Source organism: Bradyrhizobium sp. USDA 4501 (genome assembly GCF_054062115.1).
The window spans coordinates 2,084,635-2,101,082 of the sequence record NZ_JBSSEX010000001.1; the positions used below are offsets into that span (position 1 = coordinate 2,084,635).

The window sequence follows — 16,448 nt, forward strand, 5'->3', positions numbered from 1 at the left end:
ATCCGGCATCCCTGGCGCGTCCCTCGGGTGAGTGTGGCAGTCGGGCTAGCCAATTTGGCTCTCTTAAGTCTCTAAGTGCGTCAGCTTGTCGACAGCTGAACCCAATAGAGCGAGAACAGAGAGCGACACTATCTGCTCGGGATTGCGACCGACTCAAACGGGAGGTGACATGGACCCATTTAACAGCATCAACCCATTCAACCAAGATCGCGCTGCTCACAACGCCGCGGAGCCACAACCGCAACAGCAGCAAGCGGCGTTTGAGCCGTATTTGGATGAAGTGCCGCGGCTTGATACCAGTGCCGTCGCTGGGGTTCCTGTTTCTCCAGGTCACTACTATCCTCGTTTATCCGACGAAGACCGTAGACTCACCGAGGCGTTGGAACTTGTGCACCATAGGGCCCGCGGTCCTCATCCCGAAGACGCAGGACGCCTCGGGGGCGCCGCCGCGCAGCACAGCGCGCCGCGAGAAGCTTTAAGTTGGCCGAACGAGCTGACTGCGGAACATCACGATCAGGATCCGCTGCGAGGGATGATGGGCGCAGCCATCCCAGCACCGTCTCTCAACCCAACCGCGCGCGATCACCAGGCATCGGATCCCGGAGAAGCCGTTCGTCACTTCAACTGGAGCGACAGTTACCAGCCGGCTGCGAATGAACGGACGGGGAGCGCCTCCCTTTCAAGTCACGCGGCCCTCATGGGTGAGGATTTCAGCGGGCAGTTGAGTCCTGCGAAGAGGCAGAGGACGCTAAGCCATGCGGAACTGGATGCTATTGAGCGCCAGCTGAGCGAGCCGGGCAATTCAATGGCTCGTGTGCTGATGGAAAGCGCCGGCGCACCGTCGCCTTTCGGGCCAGCGGTCGGTTCGCCATTGGTCCTTCCTGAGGAAGGTTACGATCAGGATCAGCTGTGGGCGATGGCGGAAGACGCCGGCCCATCATCGTCTCTCGAGCCAACCGCGCGCCATCAGCAGACCCTGGATTTAGGAGCGGTCGTTCGTCCCTTCAACTTCCGGCAGGGCGACCAGCACGCGTCGGCTGCGCTTGACGGTAGCAGCATCCCGCCGATCCAGGACAGCCGACCCAACAGTTTCGTGGTCCACACTGACCGCTACACCGCGCTGTTCGTGCCCGCGGCGACGATGAGGCGAAGCAGCCCACTCAATCCGCCAAGCGCTGCCATGCGTCCCGGCTTTCGACCGGAAGGCGTTCCGAACCCCAGTGCGCAGCCGGCGAATCGGGCCTCGCAAGCGCAGCTTGGACGGTCGACGGAAAAAGCCGCTCCGGCGTCCGCCAGGGCTGAGACGCCGTCCCCCGCGGCCCGCGAGATTTATGCTGCATCATGGGCCGTTCCCGAGGGCTTTTCGCACGGCACCCAACCCGCCCCGGACACGATGCTCTCGAAGCTCGGCCGCTGGGGCCTCTTGCCGGACGCGGCGCAGCCGGCAAAACAGTACGACATTCGTGGCGAGCGCTACACCGCCCTCTTGGGCCCGGGAGGGCCCAATGACGTTCGGCTCATCCATCACCCACGAATGGAGGCCGACTGACACTCCCGACGCTAGGAGCCCGTCCAGATAGCTCTGGTATCGGGCTTGTTAATGGACGATAGCTTGCTCCAGCGACTCTTGCGAGCTTGGCGACCTTATGGGCGGTGCAGATGAGCGCTCCCCGATGAACTTGCGCGCATCATCGCTCAGTGACTTCTCGTTCAACCGAACGGCCACCGCCTCTTGTTAGCAGGCCGCCAAAGCTGCGAAGAAACACCTACGGTGTTCTTGACGGCACGCTTGGCGGCATTGCCCTTCGTAAGGCCCTGCTCAAGCCCCGAAATAAAGGAAGCATCCTCGGAGTAAAGAGGCTGCTTCCTGCCTCCCATTGAAACCCCGGTCGACTGAACTGGTGCCAACTGATGACGACGGGTCTGGTGGTCCATCAGCCCCAGATGCATATCCTGGTCGTGGCCTTCCGCAGCTCCTCTGGCCGACGGCGTCTGCGGCGTCGTCCATCCGCCTCGAGCCTATCAGTCCCGTATCTTCGGGATCAGCAATGGTCGGGATACCGGGCGCGATCGCCATCGCTTGAGCGCCCACCGATGACTTCGCAGCTGAGCCAGTGCTGCGCCGACGTTGCCGCCAACGCCAGTGGCCTGGTTATAGCTCTTGACATCAGCATCCAGCGCCTCCGCGGAAAGCCGGCCAGCACAATGCCTTTCCTATTTTTTTGAGACGGATAGTCGCTGAAACCTCTGAGAGCATAGATCCTCCCAACTACGCCACCGATGCACGCTCAGTTCGCTGAGATCCTGATCCGACAGTAGCAGCACCGAAAACAATGCAGACATCGAAGGAAAATCGAACTTGTGGCGGAGGCGCGATTAAACGACCCTGCCAATTCTTGCAGGAGATTTGCGGGACTTAGGTCAGTTAGCTTGCTGGGTGTTAGTCACGTTTGGAGATATTTCAGTGTTGATTGTTGAAACCATTTTGAAGCCAGACCGCTTTGGCGGCATCGGACTTTTCTCTGCTACTCTTTTACCTAAAGGCACATTAGTTTGGATTCATAATCCAATCGTTGACATTGCCGTGACGCCTGAACAGTACGAAGCCCTACCTCCAACATTTCAAGCTTTACTTGACAAGCATGCCTATCCGAGAGACCGCGATGTTGATGATGGTGTTCTAGAGTACAATGCTGACAATGCCCGTTTCATGAATCACAGCAGTCAGCCAAACACATATCAAGACGATCATTGCCGAATTTTCACAGCCCGTGACGTACAACCCGGTGAAGAACTGACTTGCGATTACTTGTCTTTCGATCCACGGTGTGACTTATCGTGGGTTAAAGAGCTAGCGCCGAATCCTGAAGCCGGAAGGCGCCAGGCGGCGTTGGATTGAGTTTGCGGTCTGGCGACGTTGATTCCGTCGGCAAATTTACACCGGGGAGAGTTTCGGCGGCGGTGTCCCCATCGAGACGACGCGAGTTGAAGATCATCGTGAGCGCGGTCTTGTTCGACGTCCCTCGGCCGCGCACGAACGCGGGAGTTCACTACATCTGTAGTACCAACCTAAGGCTTCGTTACTGACTCGTTTTCTTACTAGCTAATGTCCGCAACGCGTCCCGGCAGCGAAAACACTGGGCTGCTGTTACGATTCCCCCGCGAGTCTTTAAGGGAATTGGTGCGGCGTTCATGCAGAAGCAGACCGTGGGAGCGGACGCAGCTGCCCCGAATGCCTCGACGAGTTGAGTGACGAGAGCAGCCGGTTCGCGTGATCGACGTATTTGTCGATGCGCTCGGTTTGGCTGCGATAGGCTTTGAGGTTGCGGAGCCGGCGGCGGTTGGCCTTCGTACCATCCCTCTGTGCTCCTCGAGTTTTACATTTGCGGCTATCTAAACCGGGTGCAGTCGAGCCGGCGGCTGGAACGAGAGGCCGGGCGCAATGTCGACGTGATGTGGCTGCTGGCTCGGCTCGCTCCCGATCACAGACGATTGCGGACTTCCGCAAGGACGACGGCCTGGCGCTGCGCAAGGTGTGTGCGAGCTTCGTCGAACTCTGCCAAGAAACGGGCCTTCTGGCGGCGGCCAGCCGTCGCCATCGACGGTAGCAAGTTCAAGGCCGCGAACAACCCGGACAGGAACGTCACGCGCGCGAAGATGGAGCGACGGCGTGCTCTGTCGGAGGAGAGCGGCACGCTATCAGCCAAATTGACACGGCCGAAGCCAAGAGCCGACGAGCCGCCGACCACGAAGGTGACGAGGCTTACCCACAAGCTGACAAAGCCGAAGGAAGGAAATGGACATGCTTGCTTTCTGCGAGAAGCAAATGCTTGCTTCACCAAGTGACCTGCCACTGAAGTTTCATCCAGCAGCAGTTAGGTACGCCAAGTGACTTGCAGTGAGACTGAAGTTTGGACCACCGAGAACTAGAGTTTTGCGCCTTGGTCACGTCGGCGGGCTGGTTGCGCCGATACGCAACAGCCCCCTGAGACTACGATTTGCGGTGTAAATAGAAACCCTTAGAAGCCATTTGGAGAGTCGCTGAGCGGCCTCCCCGGATGGCCGGTGTTCTTGCCCTGCCCGCCCGGAATAACGCATGGGCGACTCGCTTCCGCCGACTGTGAAGCGTCGGAACTTCTCTGAACCATGCCTCGTCAAGATCGTTAATCCGAGCATCGTGCGAAGGAGGGCAACATGCAGGACATGGCGGCCAGACTGGAAAAACTCCGCAAGGACGCTGCGGAATGCGCACTCATCCGAGACTTGGCAACCGATCCAGCAAAGCGCGAACTGTTCAAGCAACTGGCGGAGCAATACGGAGCGCTCGCAGATGCCGTCGAGCAAACGATGAACCGCTTCGGCAGCGGCTCAAACACGTTTCTCGCCACAAATCCCATTGTAGCGCACGGAACCGGCTCGTTAAAAGTTGAATGATCTTGCCAAAAATATCTTAGAGGTTGCACCGGATATCTAGCGCACCTAGCGTATTCTCCCTGACTTTTAGGGATGATTTTGCCATGCGAAGTAGTGTGCTTTCTAGCATTTGCATTGTGTTGATCGGACTGACCCCTCTGGTCGTCATCGGAATAGCTATGTTGATCTGGTGAAAGTCTCGGCGCGGATGCATGTGAAGTACACCTGATGACGAAGGCCCCGTCGCCCGACGACCGGATCGAGCAACGGGGACAGCGCGGTCCAAGCGCGTTGGCAAGTCTGGGCGCCATGAATTTAGAACCCGCCGCGCTTGGACACAGCAACACCGTTTCTGGCTGTTCGTTCCGCTTTCTCGCACCTGCTATTCGCCGTAGCTGCGCTCCGGAGGTTTGGCGGCGTACTGACGAGTCGGGAGGGCCGGAACCATTTCCGCTTTTCACGACTTAGTGAGTCCGCCCCCTGATGGTTCATCCGCCAGCCCCGGATATCAGGGACCGCCTTACTGCACTGCGGCGAGGGCCATGACTGGTTTGTCCAATGACCGAAGCGACATTGTTCATGTTGGGCGTGGCAGGTTTGGCTGTGTGGTCCGCTATCGTCGCGGTGTTTGAAATCAATGCGGCATGGCGACGAAGCCAGCTACGACGGCGAGGCTCTACACGATCTCGATAGCTTGGACGATCGCCGGGCCGCTCAGCACCGCCCCTGCTTCCAGAGACCGGGCGGGCACCCGTGTCCGCGCCAGCCGACCTTGCGACCGCGACTCCACCCAAATGGTCGATAACCGTAGCCACGACCCCAGCCGTGACCGTGACCCCAGCCGCCACCGCCTCTTACTTGAATTAGCTCAGTGCTGTTCGTGGTACCCGCCGCGAGCGGATAAGCAGGCGATCGGGGCAACGCCGTCACCGGCGAAATCATGAAGGCGATCGGCAGTGCGAGCGTCACTCCAAGAAACAATTTGCGCATGGCGCGGTCTCCTTCCGCATTTCGATACCTTGATAGCCTGAACGGGAAAAATGGGGGCGAAACCTTTCACCCCGTCCGGTTCGTCCCCAGAGGAAAGAAACAGGCGGTCCTGACCGTGGGGTAGTCCATTGGGTGGCAGGACCGCCTGACGGCGCAGCTTCAGCCGTGCCTGATTGAGTAATTCCAATTCGGGCAGCATCAGGGCGGTGCGAATGTTGGGCGATCGGTGAGCGGTCGAGGCGATTGCGGATCGGCACGATACGCCGGACGAGAAAAAGTCATCGATTTCTAGTTCAACCGAGCACCTGAGGTGATTGGGTCCGTCTTGTTGTCGAACAGGACTAGGACCTCACCTGTATCAAGGCCAAGGTCCCGCAACTCTTCTTCGCTGAGTTGCGAAGCCGCCGTTGCCGCTTCGCCGGAGCAGTCGTTCATAGCAGCCGTGATGGCGTCGGCTGCATTAGGGATCGCCACCGCGTAGGTGATGTGCCCGAAATTGCCGCCCTCATCGAAGACGGCGACCATGATCACCCATCCCGCCGCAGCGACGCCCTCGTTTGTCATCCAAAGAACCACCAATAGGTGAGATATCCGATCGCCCAAAATATGACGATCAGCACGCCAGCTTCAAAGAGGCGGCGTGACAGGCGATCGTCATACGGCATCGGGCGGTTACCTTGTGCGGGCGAGACGGTCCCGGCCGTGGGGTAGCTATGGGATGGCCGGGACCGCCCGCCCCAGCACCGCAGAACCGCCGCTGGCGCGCGTTTAATCTCTCGTGGCCCTGGCAGTCGCAGAAGTGTCTAAAGTCATGAACCAGAGCTGTCCGTAGGATACCGGAAACCTCTTCCACGCGCGTCGCGTGTTGCGCTAGGCTTACAACTTCAAGAGGAGCATCCGGGATGACGAGCGAGAAACGGGCCGGTGTTTTTGAGGAGCGTCCACCGATCCTGCCGCGCCTCCGTCGCGTGCAGGCATGGCGCAGGGCGCGGCTGCAACGCCTTTTAGCTGATCCTGATATTGCCAAGAACGACCCGAGGCGGTTGAAGTCCATCAAGGCCGCGAAGCACTACATGGCCGTCTCTGCGCGCGCGGAAGCCATCCTGCGGGGTCTGATCGACCGCTAGCGACGAGCCATCTGCGCTGCCCCGTGCGTTTGGTAGTGGGTAGACCTTCGCACAGCTTGCACGGGTCTGTTACTTCCGGTCAGTCAGGGCCTGCTTTGAACGGGCGAGGTTAATCTTTCCATGAAATTGTTCGCAACCGATGTTTTCACACCGAACCAATTCCCTGAGTACACGTATATCGAACGTCCGAAGGAGGACCTCGAAGGCAAATTGAAGAGGCTCTCGCGACGCCCAATGTAGTGACGTCACTATCCGGCCTCGAAATCGGGAAAGACCGTTTTGGCGAAAAGGCTGGTCGGGGAGGACAATCTGATCCACGTTTTTAGGGCCGAGGTCAGAAGCGGATCGGAGCTTTGGGAGCGTGTTCTTTCGTGGATGGATGCACCGAGCACTGTCGCTGAACAATCTAGTGAGAGCCGCGCCAACAAGTTAGGGATAGAGGCTGGCGGCAAAGGCTCGTTGTTCGTCGCTGAGGCTAGTGGTAAAGGTTCGTTTGACACCACAGGCACCAAATCCAGCAGCGTCACGACGACGAGAGCCGACGCCTCGCTCTCTCGCATCGTGCGGGATATCGGAAACAGCGAGTACGTCGTATCCTTGGACGATTTTCACTACATTCCGACCGCTGAGGCGCAGGAGGACGTTGCTCGCCAGATCAAAGCGGCGAGCGAGCGCCGCATCAAGATTTGCACCGCTACGGTGCCGCACCGCGCCGACAACGTTGTGAGGAACAATCCAGAGCTGGGGCGAGGCTCGCGCAAGTTGACACAACCTTTTGGGCCGCATCCGATCTGGTCGAGATTGCGAAGTCCGGTTTTGCGAGGCTGCAAGTCAATCTGCCTATATCCAAGATGATGGACCTCGCACGAGAGGCTTGCGGGTCGCCGCAACTCATGCAGCGCATCTGCTTGGATGTTTGCTTCACGTAGCGGGTGAGGAGAAGATCGAAGGGCTGATTGCGTTCCTTGGAGAGCGCAAGCAGCCGTGCACAGACCGAGGCGCCGACATTTTTGGGTTGGTTAGCCATTGGCGGTCATCGCCTCGATGTAGGGTTGCATTGCTTTCCAAACCCCGGCCTTGCGCGCAAAATCCGCAATCTCGGAAGGCTTGGCCTTGCGTGTACGCAGGGCCTCGCGCAGTCCTTCGAGCGCGAGATTGAGGCCGGTGCTGTGACGATAGCGCGTCCCGGCGCTCCGCCGGCAGCGGAAAAGATCGACGACGGTCTTGGCCGGGCTGAAGATCTTCACCGGGCAACCTTCGATGATGTGCGTCTCGACACCCTCCAGAAGCCGTTCCGGGCTGAAACGAACGAATTGCATAGGCGGGTTTGCCGGGAGCGGTTGCCGGTCTTTGGGACCGATGGCGATCCAGACCATCGAGGGGATGGTGTCGGTCAGGTCATGGAAGGAGAGTGCCGAGGTCAGCGCGACGACCCCTTTTGGGCACGCGCTTGGCGGCCTCGGCGAGGGAGTGATGGGTGTCGATAGGCGCGTCGGGTAGTTGGTAGAGCCCGCGTCCGAGTTGGACAACGAGGCCCTTCTGTTTCATGCGGGCGATGGTCGCCGCCGTAACGCCCGCCGTGGCAAGCTCAGAGAGGCGCGCGATACCGCGTTCCTTGAGGAACTCAATAGCGCGGTCTTGTTGCGAAGCGGCTTGGTCATGGCGCGATTTAATTTGTCGGATATAGGATATCTATATCCGACATTTCATATCATAGACGGCTTGGCTGTTTATCTTCACGCGTCTCCAGACAGGCCAAGCTTGGCGTAGCACACTCGGCGCGGGTGGCTCCTCCAGACACCCGCGCGTCTTTTTCCGCTAACCCCAGGCCGCGGCCTGTCCAAAGACCTGTGGAGACCATTCCATGAACGTGAAGCCTTCTAAACGTGGCGAGTGTCTGCGCCCGTTGCCAGACTAGCGCCTTGACTTCGGTTTCCACCCGCGCCTCGCGCTGCAGCTGACGGCATAACGATTCGGTCGCGACCCGGGCAGTATTTGTATTCTATCGGCCTTCAGCTCGACACTTTTTGCAACCTCGCCGCCAAACCATTCGCTAAACTGAGCTGGAATGATCCGAATGTTCTTTCGGCAGGCAGCCGACTGCAGCATCGCCTGAAGAGTCGTGCAGTTGTTTTTTAAGACCGCCCGCTCGCCCCACGGAATGACAGACTTTGCAAAAACCGTAACTGTTTTTGCAGAGGCTGTAATCTTGCGTGGAAATGCAACGCAGCGGAAACCGTCCATGCCGTAGACGCATCTCATCTTTCGAAGCTCGATAGGCTGCCCAATGAACTTGGCGGGGTCGGCACAAATGTCGTTCCACCCAACAAGCCGAAAATCGTTCACAGTGGAAGTCATAACGAACCTGTTAGTGATCTCTGTTTCCGGCGAGCGAGGTACGTCGGCGGTGAGCGCGGGTCGCGCCGAACAGAGCATGATTGCAGCTCCAAACGAATACCATAGCAATCTGGAACTGAATCGCACATTCGCCATCGAAGCTAGCCTCGTTTTGAATTGTGAATTCGCATCGTCGGCACCATAACCGAATTTTTCGACTGAGCAGCTTGTGCACGAGCAAGAACCGCACCAACGTGCTACGGCAAAGGCGACGAAGCGGCACGCCGCAGATGCGCGGTACAATCTATTATGTCTGACGAGCTCACATCGCGCTGCGTTCCCTACACTCAACCTCTTTCGACACTTAATGTAAGCGGTTTAACGTGCGAGCTGCTCGATGAACCAGCAGTGTTTTCGTGCAAGATCGCGGGACCAAACCGGCTCGGAAGCGCAATGCATAGCCACCCCCTAAGACTAGCGAAGCGGCCGACCGCGTTGAGCGACACCTCACTTCGCGTGGACAGTGGGAAAAGAGTCACTTCGAGGTCACGGCCCAATGGTTGACTTCGAAGTTTAATCCGCCTGGAAACGAGGTTATCTCAACGCCGTATTGGACGATGGTTCGCATGGTCCCGCCGGCCTATTCCCGGGGCACGCCGCAAAGGGGCTCCAGCCGCTGCCGCTGCTTTCCAGAGTTCGTCCGCAGCGCGCAAGCGTTTCTCCAGAGCCTCGACCTCGGCCAGGATGGCCGAACCCGTTGCGCGTACTCGCTCCCGGCTTTGTCCAGCGCTGCCTGCCCCGAAGCCATTAATTGTCGCGCCGGTCGCGACCCGTTGCGTCGAGGTTTCCTTCCCGCAGGCGCTCGGTCCCTCGGCCCCAATGTACCGTTGGAATTCAGCTGCGACCTCCGCCTCACGCTCGGTGATGCGAGCGCTTCACTTCACCGGCTTTACGGGAGACTTTGCCCGCCGACGCCTGTTTGCGCCTGCCCCGAGTCGGACGGAAAATCGCACTGCCGGCGGAGCGGCCGCTCGATCCCACCCGACGCTTGAGGCGCTCAAGACGATGTCGGAAGATCGTCAGCGTTGATAAAAATGCTGCTTGCCCTCAATAGAGTTCGCTCCGATATCCCGCGCGGACGTCAGCCACCGGCGTTCAGGCAGGCTAGCCTCGATCGTAAGCGCCACCCCTTGTCGAGGAAACCTGGATTGAAATAGCCTGATCTCATTGCTGTGCACCACGCGAGCCAAAATGCATTGCGTGCGTATTAGAACTTCACGTTGAAGGTGGCATTCAGTCCATTCTGGGTGATGCCTGAACCGAACTGACCCTGGTAGGCGATGCCAAGGGTGCTGTTGCTCGAAAGCTGGAAATCCAGACCGGATTCGACGAGTGCCACGTCTTTGCCAATGGATAGGCCTGAAGCTGCAAAAGGGCTGGATCCAGCAGCAAAGCTGGCGGTCGACAGCGGAATGAGGTCGCCTACGGCATGACGCCAGCCAATATCGGCTCGCGCAGTCGTGGCGATCTCGCCAAGTTGAAAACGGGTGGTCGCGTAGACGCCGAGCGTGGAGAGCGTCGTATCCATCGTGTCAGCGCGAACACTAAGCGCCGCTCCGTTCAATCCCCTCTCGCTAAAGCTATCCGTCGCCGCGCGAACATGGGCGAGACTGGCATAGGGCTCGATGACGGAAGACTTGCCGAGAGCGACTTTGTACCCCAGTTCTCCAAAAATCTGGAAAGTGCTGGCATCGTAATCCGAGATCAAGTTGTCGTTGAAGCCCGGGAACCTCACGTTGCGGCTCATCTCGAGATCGTGCCATGTATAGGCAAGGCCTGAGCGGAAGGCGATGGCCCCTTCTGGCACGGTCCACTCGGTGCCGGCATAGGTCCCGAACGTGTAATTGTCGCTGCGGCCTGACGAGGAAGCAGCGCCAACCTTGAAAGTGGAACGGCTATAGCCCGCAAGGACACCGACGCGCCAGTCATCAAATACCGGCGTGTCGATCCCGGTCATGAGGCCGCTGATAGAGGATCTGGTGCTTGCACCATTGCTATCACCTGATTGGGTCGTCCATCCGCCAAAGGCAGAAGCCCACGCTGCATACCCCCGCAGGTCATAAGAGGGCAGGCCAGAAGAAGCCGGGCCGACCAGGCCGGTGGCAGAGGCAGAATTGTCGCGCGACCTCTTCTGCTCAGGACCATAACCCATCACCGCCATCGCCGAGGTTGGCGCGCCGCCAAACGCCTGGTCGAGACGGTTGTAGACTGCCGAACGCGCATAGAAACTATCATTGACACGTCTGCCCTGCTCCGATGCATAGATGGACGGCGAAAGCTGACGCAGCCCAGATGTCACCGCCGTGCCGTCCGGCGCGGAAAAGTCGAGCGCCGCGAGAAGCGGGTGCAGCCCTGTAGCCGCGTTGCCAGCTACTCGATCGAGCGCCGCGCCCACCTGGCGGCTGTTGGCATCGGCTCCATAACGCGAATAGGCATCGGATGGGCGGGAGAGTGTCAAGGCGTAGGTGTTATCACCTTGAGCCGAGGCACTCGCCAGCAAGGTGGGCGATTGCAGGGCTGTCGTCACGTTCGCGAACGAGCCCGTAAGATTTGTTGCATTCAGCCACTGATCGGAGGAGACGTTAAAGCCGCTGCCATACCAGCCGCGCTGCGGGGTGATCGTGAGCGTACCGTCGAGCGTTGCATTGCCATTGACCACGAGATGGCTGAACGCGCCAGCATCGTTTACGGCGACCTGCAAGCGACCGGTCGAGGTTTGCAGATAGTCGCCATTCACCTTGATGCTGTTGCCCAGACCGTTGATGAGGGGCGCGACAACACCGCTATTGGCGAAGCGGCCGTTGGCATTGAGGAGATAACTGCCGCTACCGGCCAAGATCGCGTCTTGTGCGACACTTGCCTCGTACAGCTCGTGATTGCCAGTCAATGTCGTGGCGCCACCTGCGAACTGCAGCGAAAGATTGTTGCGTCCAACGATATTACCGTCGTAGCGGGTTGCAAAATTTGCGTCGGGCTCCTGCGTTGAGTGACCGGTCGCATCAGGCTTCAACCCGAACGTTAATTTGGTCAGACGCGGAGCACCGTTCTCGTCAACCTGGTTGTAATCAGACAGGATATCCCCTGACAGGATTGCGCCACGCATCACATTGATCTCGCCGACGTAACCATTGTTCGACATGTACATCGCTGCATGATTGCCGACCAGGCGCCCGGTCAGATCGAACTTGCTGACAAGCGGACCTGCGATCTCGTTCAGCATGGGGGCCGCGTTATCGCCAATCGTTCGGATATACGAGCCACGATATTCATAGTCATTGCCCATCGCATTGTTACCAAAATCGAAACTTGCCGCGATGCCATGCTCACCGAGAGCCTGCACATCCCCACGCTGAGTCAGTATGTGATCCCTGCCATAGGCGAACATGACGCCGCGCCCATAGGCGCCGTCGGCGTACACGCGGGTTCCGGGCGGGACCGTGATGTGATTGTTTTCGCCGTCGACGCGGATGCCGGCGCCCCCTGCTCCTTTCGAAAGCAGGTCGGCGCGCTGGACCACAGTGTTGCCGCTGCCATAGACGTGCAGTCCCAGTCCGAGCGTAGCTGTATTGTATGTATTTGGCAGATAGGCGGCACCCTCAGCACTGCGAGCGAAGAAGGGATTGTCGTTGACCAGATTCTGGCCGTTTCCGTAGATGGAGTACCCGAACAAATTGCGCCGATCGATACTGTAACCTATATCTTGAAACGCGGCGATCTCCGCCTCCATCAGGGCGGTGTAGTTCCGGTACCCCTGATGGCTCATCAAACTGTTCTTCAGTTCGCTGTGCGAGACAAAGGGGACATCCAGCCCACCGTACTCGCCCTTCACTCGCACCGGAATACCTGGCATGGCACCGGCCAGCACTTCGCTCACATGCTTTCCGGCGAAGTAGCCACGATCACGGCGCAGGTCAAAGACGTCATCAGCCGCAGGATTCAGGCAGGTGGAGCAATAGATCACCTGCCCCGGCCTGGCTTGTTTGCCGTTGTCGTCATACAAATGGTTAGTCCAGGCATTTATCGCCTTAGGGAAGTACGGTGATATCGGCTCGGTGCGCCAACCATCATAACCGTCAATGGTAGCGGCCATTCCCAGCTGATGAGCTAACTCATGAATCATAACAGGTGCCAGGCCGATCTTCGGCGTCATTGGCAATTGCGAAGGAATGTATGCTTCGGATGAAAATCCCATTTCGCCGATCGCAATCATACCATGTGCGCCATGGTTCAACTTGCCCGGATTCTGACCGGTGACTGCCGCCTGCACCTTGTTCTCGCCATCAGGCGACGTCTGGACTGAGGCCCATGCCGTATTGCCCTGAATTCCGCCGATGTTGACGACGGCCGGCGACTGCCCGGGTTTGACCCTTATGATTTCGGCCCAATAGCGGATCGCTGCGAGCGAATGGTCCTTTTCCCATTGCGGCAGATTCCGAACTGAATACGCCGGCACGCCACCTCCGCCACAACAGAAAGGGCCATCTCCGGGACCGAATATTCGTGCTCGGATGAAGGACACGCCGTTCGAATCCCTAACATTGTAAGTTTCAACCGCTCTACTGGTAGAATCCAGCAAGGCACTAGCCGCAAGCACGATGGTCGTAATTGTCTTCGTCTTCATTTACAGATTCTGTCCGAGGTCTTGATTGCCGGCATGCTTCGCCGTCCAACTTGGAGCGCGCGTGCACGCAGATGCGCCAGCGAAGCGCAGCCGTCATTGATCGGACATCGGCCTTGCGCCTTCGTAGCCCGAGTCTGACGGTAGAACTTCAATTCAAAAGGACTGCTAGTTCTCTGCAGGGAAGTCAGCCTTGATGAAGTCAAGTCAACTCACAAGTATGTCCCTCATTGCTGGTGGCTTTGATTTCAACTTCCTCAAGCTCAAGCTCTGGCGCTTCACGCGTGCCATTTGCGATCCGCCGAGCCGCGGCTCCCCTGAGCGAAGATGACCGCCCGATGCTTCGCGGCCGTGGCCGATGTCGAGCGTTTTCATGGGCCCCGTTAACAATGCGAGCTCCTATTGTCTTTTGATCGCTGACAGATCCTGCATTCTGCAGCGCCAATCCCGACAAAGCAGGCGACTGCACGCAACTAACAAGCAGCGGAGCAAAAGCCGGGCCAAATCGCCTGATGCCTTCGCCGTGCGCAAACAGATGAATGCAACGCCGCGCGGCGGGCCCTTCTGCGTGAAAACGGGCGATGCCTGTTCGTCGCCTGCCAATGTTGTCGCAAACTCGCCATTGCACAGGAGCAAAACGACTGCCCCGCCCGACAATTGCGGCGCGCCCTGTTCATCTTTGCTGGCGATCGCCGTGATCGCTTCAAGGTTTGAATGGGGCGCAAGAGGCAGGCATTTTTGTTGCACTCATCGTCGTGAGCTTCGCCCCGGCATGCGTCAGGCAGATGTAGAGCACCGGGACGTAAGCCCGGCCACCTCAAGCTAGCTCGGCGATGTTTACAGAGAGGAAGTACAGCCTGCTGCATCGCAGCTACCTATTCAACGCTTACGCCGTTTGCTCTCAGCCTGTTCGCGGCCTTAAGCGGGTCTGCGATGTGATCGGAGATGTCGCCGATTTAGCTTGCAAGTCGGCCTGGATGTTCGAAAACCGAGCCCGTAATAGCGAGACTCAGCCCGCTCGTTGAATATCTCAAGTACGGCCCGAATCGAGCTCCTCTGGAGCGATCGGGCCATCATAGCGGGAACACCCTGGAGCGCGCGGGGCTGGCGTTGCTGATGACCATGATCATCATCGGCGCGCCGATCATCGCGTTCCGGCAATTCTGGCGCCGGCGCCGCCGACGGCGATCATGGGCGCGATGATCGCGCTGTCGACATTGATACCGACGCCGACGATCCTCATCCTGCTGGTGCCGGTGTTGGTGCCGCCAGCGCTGGCCCGCTCGCACGCAGCCCCTTAGGCTGAAAGTGTCAACGGTCGTTTATAAGACCGATGCGGCGAATAGCGGCGACTCTTATCGAGTCTGCCAATTCTTTGGGAAAGCCCTTGGGGAGGTCCTTTATCACTTTCGCAAAGGCTGCCTCGAAGTTTTCGACGAGATCCTCAAAGATTGCGTGGACTACGGCCGGCCCAACGCCGGAGATTTCGGCGGTCTGTAGGAAATGACGCGGCAAAATATCAGTCATTCCATAGTGGCGATTTTTGCCGACCGACATTGCAAGTTTAAAAGCTTTGCGCTGAATTTGTCCGGCGTCGAGGCTTGGTTGCGCGCTCAAGACATCATAAAGCGGCGTGAGCCGGAAGCGCCCGCCGGGGCTCAGGAATAGGCTAAAATTCTTGGCGTGTCCGTCGGTTGCACCGATGAGCCAGAACACGATGCTGGCCCGCAAAAATGTCGCGATGTCTTCGGTCGGTTCATCGCTACCCTTGAGCAGTTGCAGGATGTCTTTCATGCCGGGGCCGCCATCCGATTGATATTTCCGGGTGGTGGGTACGGATAGAGCCTGGCAGCAATCTTCCTGAGGAAGGCGCAGCAACCTTTTATCATTGGTCCAGCGCCTATCGAAGCGCTCGACAATCAACGTGCGGCGACCACCAAAATCGGCGATCTCGACGTTGGCCGTTGGTACGCCAAGCGCGGCCAGCAGCTTAAGGCAGAAATATTCGTTCTCGACGCTGTTCGAGAGATCGATCCCGTTCGGCAAACGACCGATTTGCGGTTTGAGAATGTGCGTCGTCGCCGTGGTACCAGTCGGCTTGTACCATTTGCCATCTCGCCGCAGCAGGGCGGTCTTCTCCTGGGCACCAGCGATGGAAATTCGGAAATCGTCGTCTTCCCCCATCCCAAGTGGAGCGCTCGCAAGGTTCTTGATGATGGCGGCGACATCGCGGTCGGTGACAGCCTTCCCTTCGATCGTACCGGCAGGTCCAGGATCGACACGCTGTGGAAGAAACTGGAGTGCACCAACGCAATCATGCCCGAGTGCAGAGAGCATGCTGTAGGCATCAGTACCTTTTGCCCCCACCCGCTCCGCGACTCGTTTGCGCATCTGTTCGCTATCGGGCAACAGGTTGTCAAACACGGCGATTACAGGTGCGCCGATATAGCGGTCTTCGCGCAAGGGCAGCGATAGCGAGATTGGGAAGGTCGATTCCCAGGAGAGCCATTGCGGAGTGTAACGAAAGTCGATCGCACCGCTGGACTCGCGCCGGAGCATGCCTGCCAGGCGTGCGTTGACGAACACATTCAGGGGCGCGTTTGCTGGAGGCCGGCCCATCAGAAAATGTCCTCGATGTCAGTCGAGGTGGCCTTGCTGCGGGTACGGACCACCAGTTCAAGATTGAGCGCGGCCAGCGCCTCCATGAGGGTGTGGAGCTGAATGGCAGGCTCGCCCGCTTCCAGTCGGGATACGGTGCCCTGACGCAGATGGATCTGCTTTCCTAAGCCTGACTGGGTAAGTCCGGCCTGTCGGCGGGCCCGCCGTAGAATGGCGCCGAGTTGCTTTTCCGTACGAGCAATATGCTGCGTCATGTGAATCTCCGCGTTCAATATACGCGAATC

At 58.6% G+C, this 16,448-nt stretch carries 10 protein-coding genes and 2 pseudogenes; 6 read left to right on the forward strand and 6 right to left on the reverse strand.

Annotation, left to right across the window (positions count from 1 at the left end):
• Positions 1–169: 169 nt before the first annotated feature.
• The 4 genes and pseudogenes from ACVWZM_RS09415 to ACVWZM_RS09430 all read left to right on the forward strand — a co-directional run bounded on the left by ACVWZM_RS09415 (position 170) and on the right by ACVWZM_RS09430 (position 4,434).
• Entirely contained in the window at positions 170–1,549 is a 1,380-nt protein-coding gene (locus ACVWZM_RS09415; RefSeq protein WP_456852845.1) for a hypothetical protein, read from the forward strand.
• 915 nt (positions 1,550–2,464) lie between these two features.
• Positions 2,465–2,899, forward strand: coding sequence for an SET domain-containing protein (locus tag ACVWZM_RS09420; protein WP_456852847.1), 435 nt, complete (start codon positions 2,465–2,467; stop codon positions 2,897–2,899).
• A 366-nt stretch (positions 2,900–3,265) separates the two neighbouring features.
• Positions 3,266–3,675, forward strand: a pseudogene (locus tag ACVWZM_RS09425) (transposase); the annotation flags it as partial.
• Positions 3,676–4,194: 519 nt separating this feature from the next.
• Positions 4,195–4,434, forward strand: coding sequence for a hypothetical protein (locus ACVWZM_RS09430; RefSeq protein WP_456852849.1), 240 nt, complete (start codon positions 4,195–4,197; stop codon positions 4,432–4,434).
• 1,257 nt (positions 4,435–5,691) lie between these two features.
• Here the strand turns inward: ACVWZM_RS09430 and ACVWZM_RS09435 are convergent.
• Positions 5,692–5,967, reverse strand: a complete 276-nt coding sequence (locus tag ACVWZM_RS09435; RefSeq protein WP_253624663.1) for a hypothetical protein — start codon at positions 5,965–5,967, stop codon at positions 5,692–5,694.
• 338 nt (positions 5,968–6,305) lie between these two features.
• Here ACVWZM_RS09435 and ACVWZM_RS09440 point away from each other — a divergent pair, with 338 nt between their 5' ends.
• Positions 6,306–6,530 carry a hypothetical protein gene (locus tag ACVWZM_RS09440; protein ID WP_253624664.1) on the forward strand — a complete coding sequence of 75 codons (225 nt, stop codon included), beginning with the start codon at positions 6,306–6,308 and terminating at the stop codon, positions 6,528–6,530.
• A gap of 279 nt (positions 6,531–6,809) precedes the next feature.
• Positions 6,810–7,385: a hypothetical protein gene (locus ACVWZM_RS09445; protein ID WP_456852851.1), complete on the forward strand. Its 576-nt coding sequence runs from the start codon at positions 6,810–6,812 to the stop codon at positions 7,383–7,385.
• A gap of 164 nt (positions 7,386–7,549) precedes the next feature.
• Here the strand turns inward: ACVWZM_RS09445 and ACVWZM_RS09450 are convergent.
• The 5 genes and pseudogenes from ACVWZM_RS09450 to ACVWZM_RS09470 all read right to left on the reverse strand — a co-directional run bounded on the left by ACVWZM_RS09450 (position 7,550) and on the right by ACVWZM_RS09470 (position 16,418).
• Positions 7,550–8,159 (reverse strand): annotated as a pseudogene (locus ACVWZM_RS09450) (type IV toxin-antitoxin system AbiEi family antitoxin domain-containing protein).
• 285 nt (positions 8,160–8,444) lie between these two features.
• Positions 8,445–8,966, reverse strand: coding sequence for a hypothetical protein (locus ACVWZM_RS09455; RefSeq protein WP_456852853.1), 522 nt, complete (start codon positions 8,964–8,966; stop codon positions 8,445–8,447).
• Between the two features lie 1,168 nt (positions 8,967–10,134).
• Positions 10,135–13,380, reverse strand: coding sequence for an autotransporter outer membrane beta-barrel domain-containing protein (locus tag ACVWZM_RS09460; protein WP_456852855.1), 3,246 nt, complete (start codon positions 13,378–13,380; stop codon positions 10,135–10,137).
• A 1,476-nt stretch (positions 13,381–14,856) separates the two neighbouring features.
• Entirely contained in the window at positions 14,857–16,164 is a 1,308-nt protein-coding gene (locus ACVWZM_RS09465) for a type II toxin-antitoxin system HipA family toxin (protein ID WP_456852857.1), read from the reverse strand.
• The gene (locus ACVWZM_RS09470; RefSeq protein ID WP_050399954.1) at positions 16,164–16,418 is read right to left on the reverse strand and encodes a helix-turn-helix domain-containing protein; all 255 of its coding nucleotides are present in this window, start codon (positions 16,416–16,418) and stop codon (positions 16,164–16,166) included. The genes ACVWZM_RS09465 and ACVWZM_RS09470 overlap by 1 nt, the downstream gene beginning before the upstream one ends.
• Positions 16,419–16,448: the final 30 nt, after the last annotated feature.

Excerpts from the sequence above, each read along its gene's own strand:
- ACVWZM_RS09415 (WP_456852845.1), top strand. The coding sequence starts at position 170 with ATGGACCCATTTAACAGCATCAACCCATTCAACCAAGATCGCGCTGCT.
- ACVWZM_RS09430 (WP_456852849.1), top strand. The coding sequence starts at position 4,195 with ATGCAGGACATGGCGGCCAGACTGGAAAAACTCCGCAAGGACGCTGCG.
- ACVWZM_RS09435 (WP_253624663.1), bottom strand. The coding sequence starts at position 5,967 with ATGACAAACGAGGGCGTCGCTGCGGCGGGATGGGTGATCATGGTCGCC.
- ACVWZM_RS09440 (WP_253624664.1), top strand. The coding sequence starts at position 6,306 with ATGACGAGCGAGAAACGGGCCGGTGTTTTTGAGGAGCGTCCACCGATC.
- ACVWZM_RS09455 (WP_456852853.1), bottom strand. The coding sequence starts at position 8,966 with ATGCTCTGTTCGGCGCGACCCGCGCTCACCGCCGACGTACCTCGCTCG.
- ACVWZM_RS09465 (WP_456852857.1), bottom strand. The coding sequence starts at position 16,164 with ATGGGCCGGCCTCCAGCAAACGCGCCCCTGAATGTGTTCGTCAACGCA.
- ACVWZM_RS09470 (WP_050399954.1), bottom strand. The coding sequence starts at position 16,418 with ATGACGCAGCATATTGCTCGTACGGAAAAGCAACTCGGCGCCATTCTA.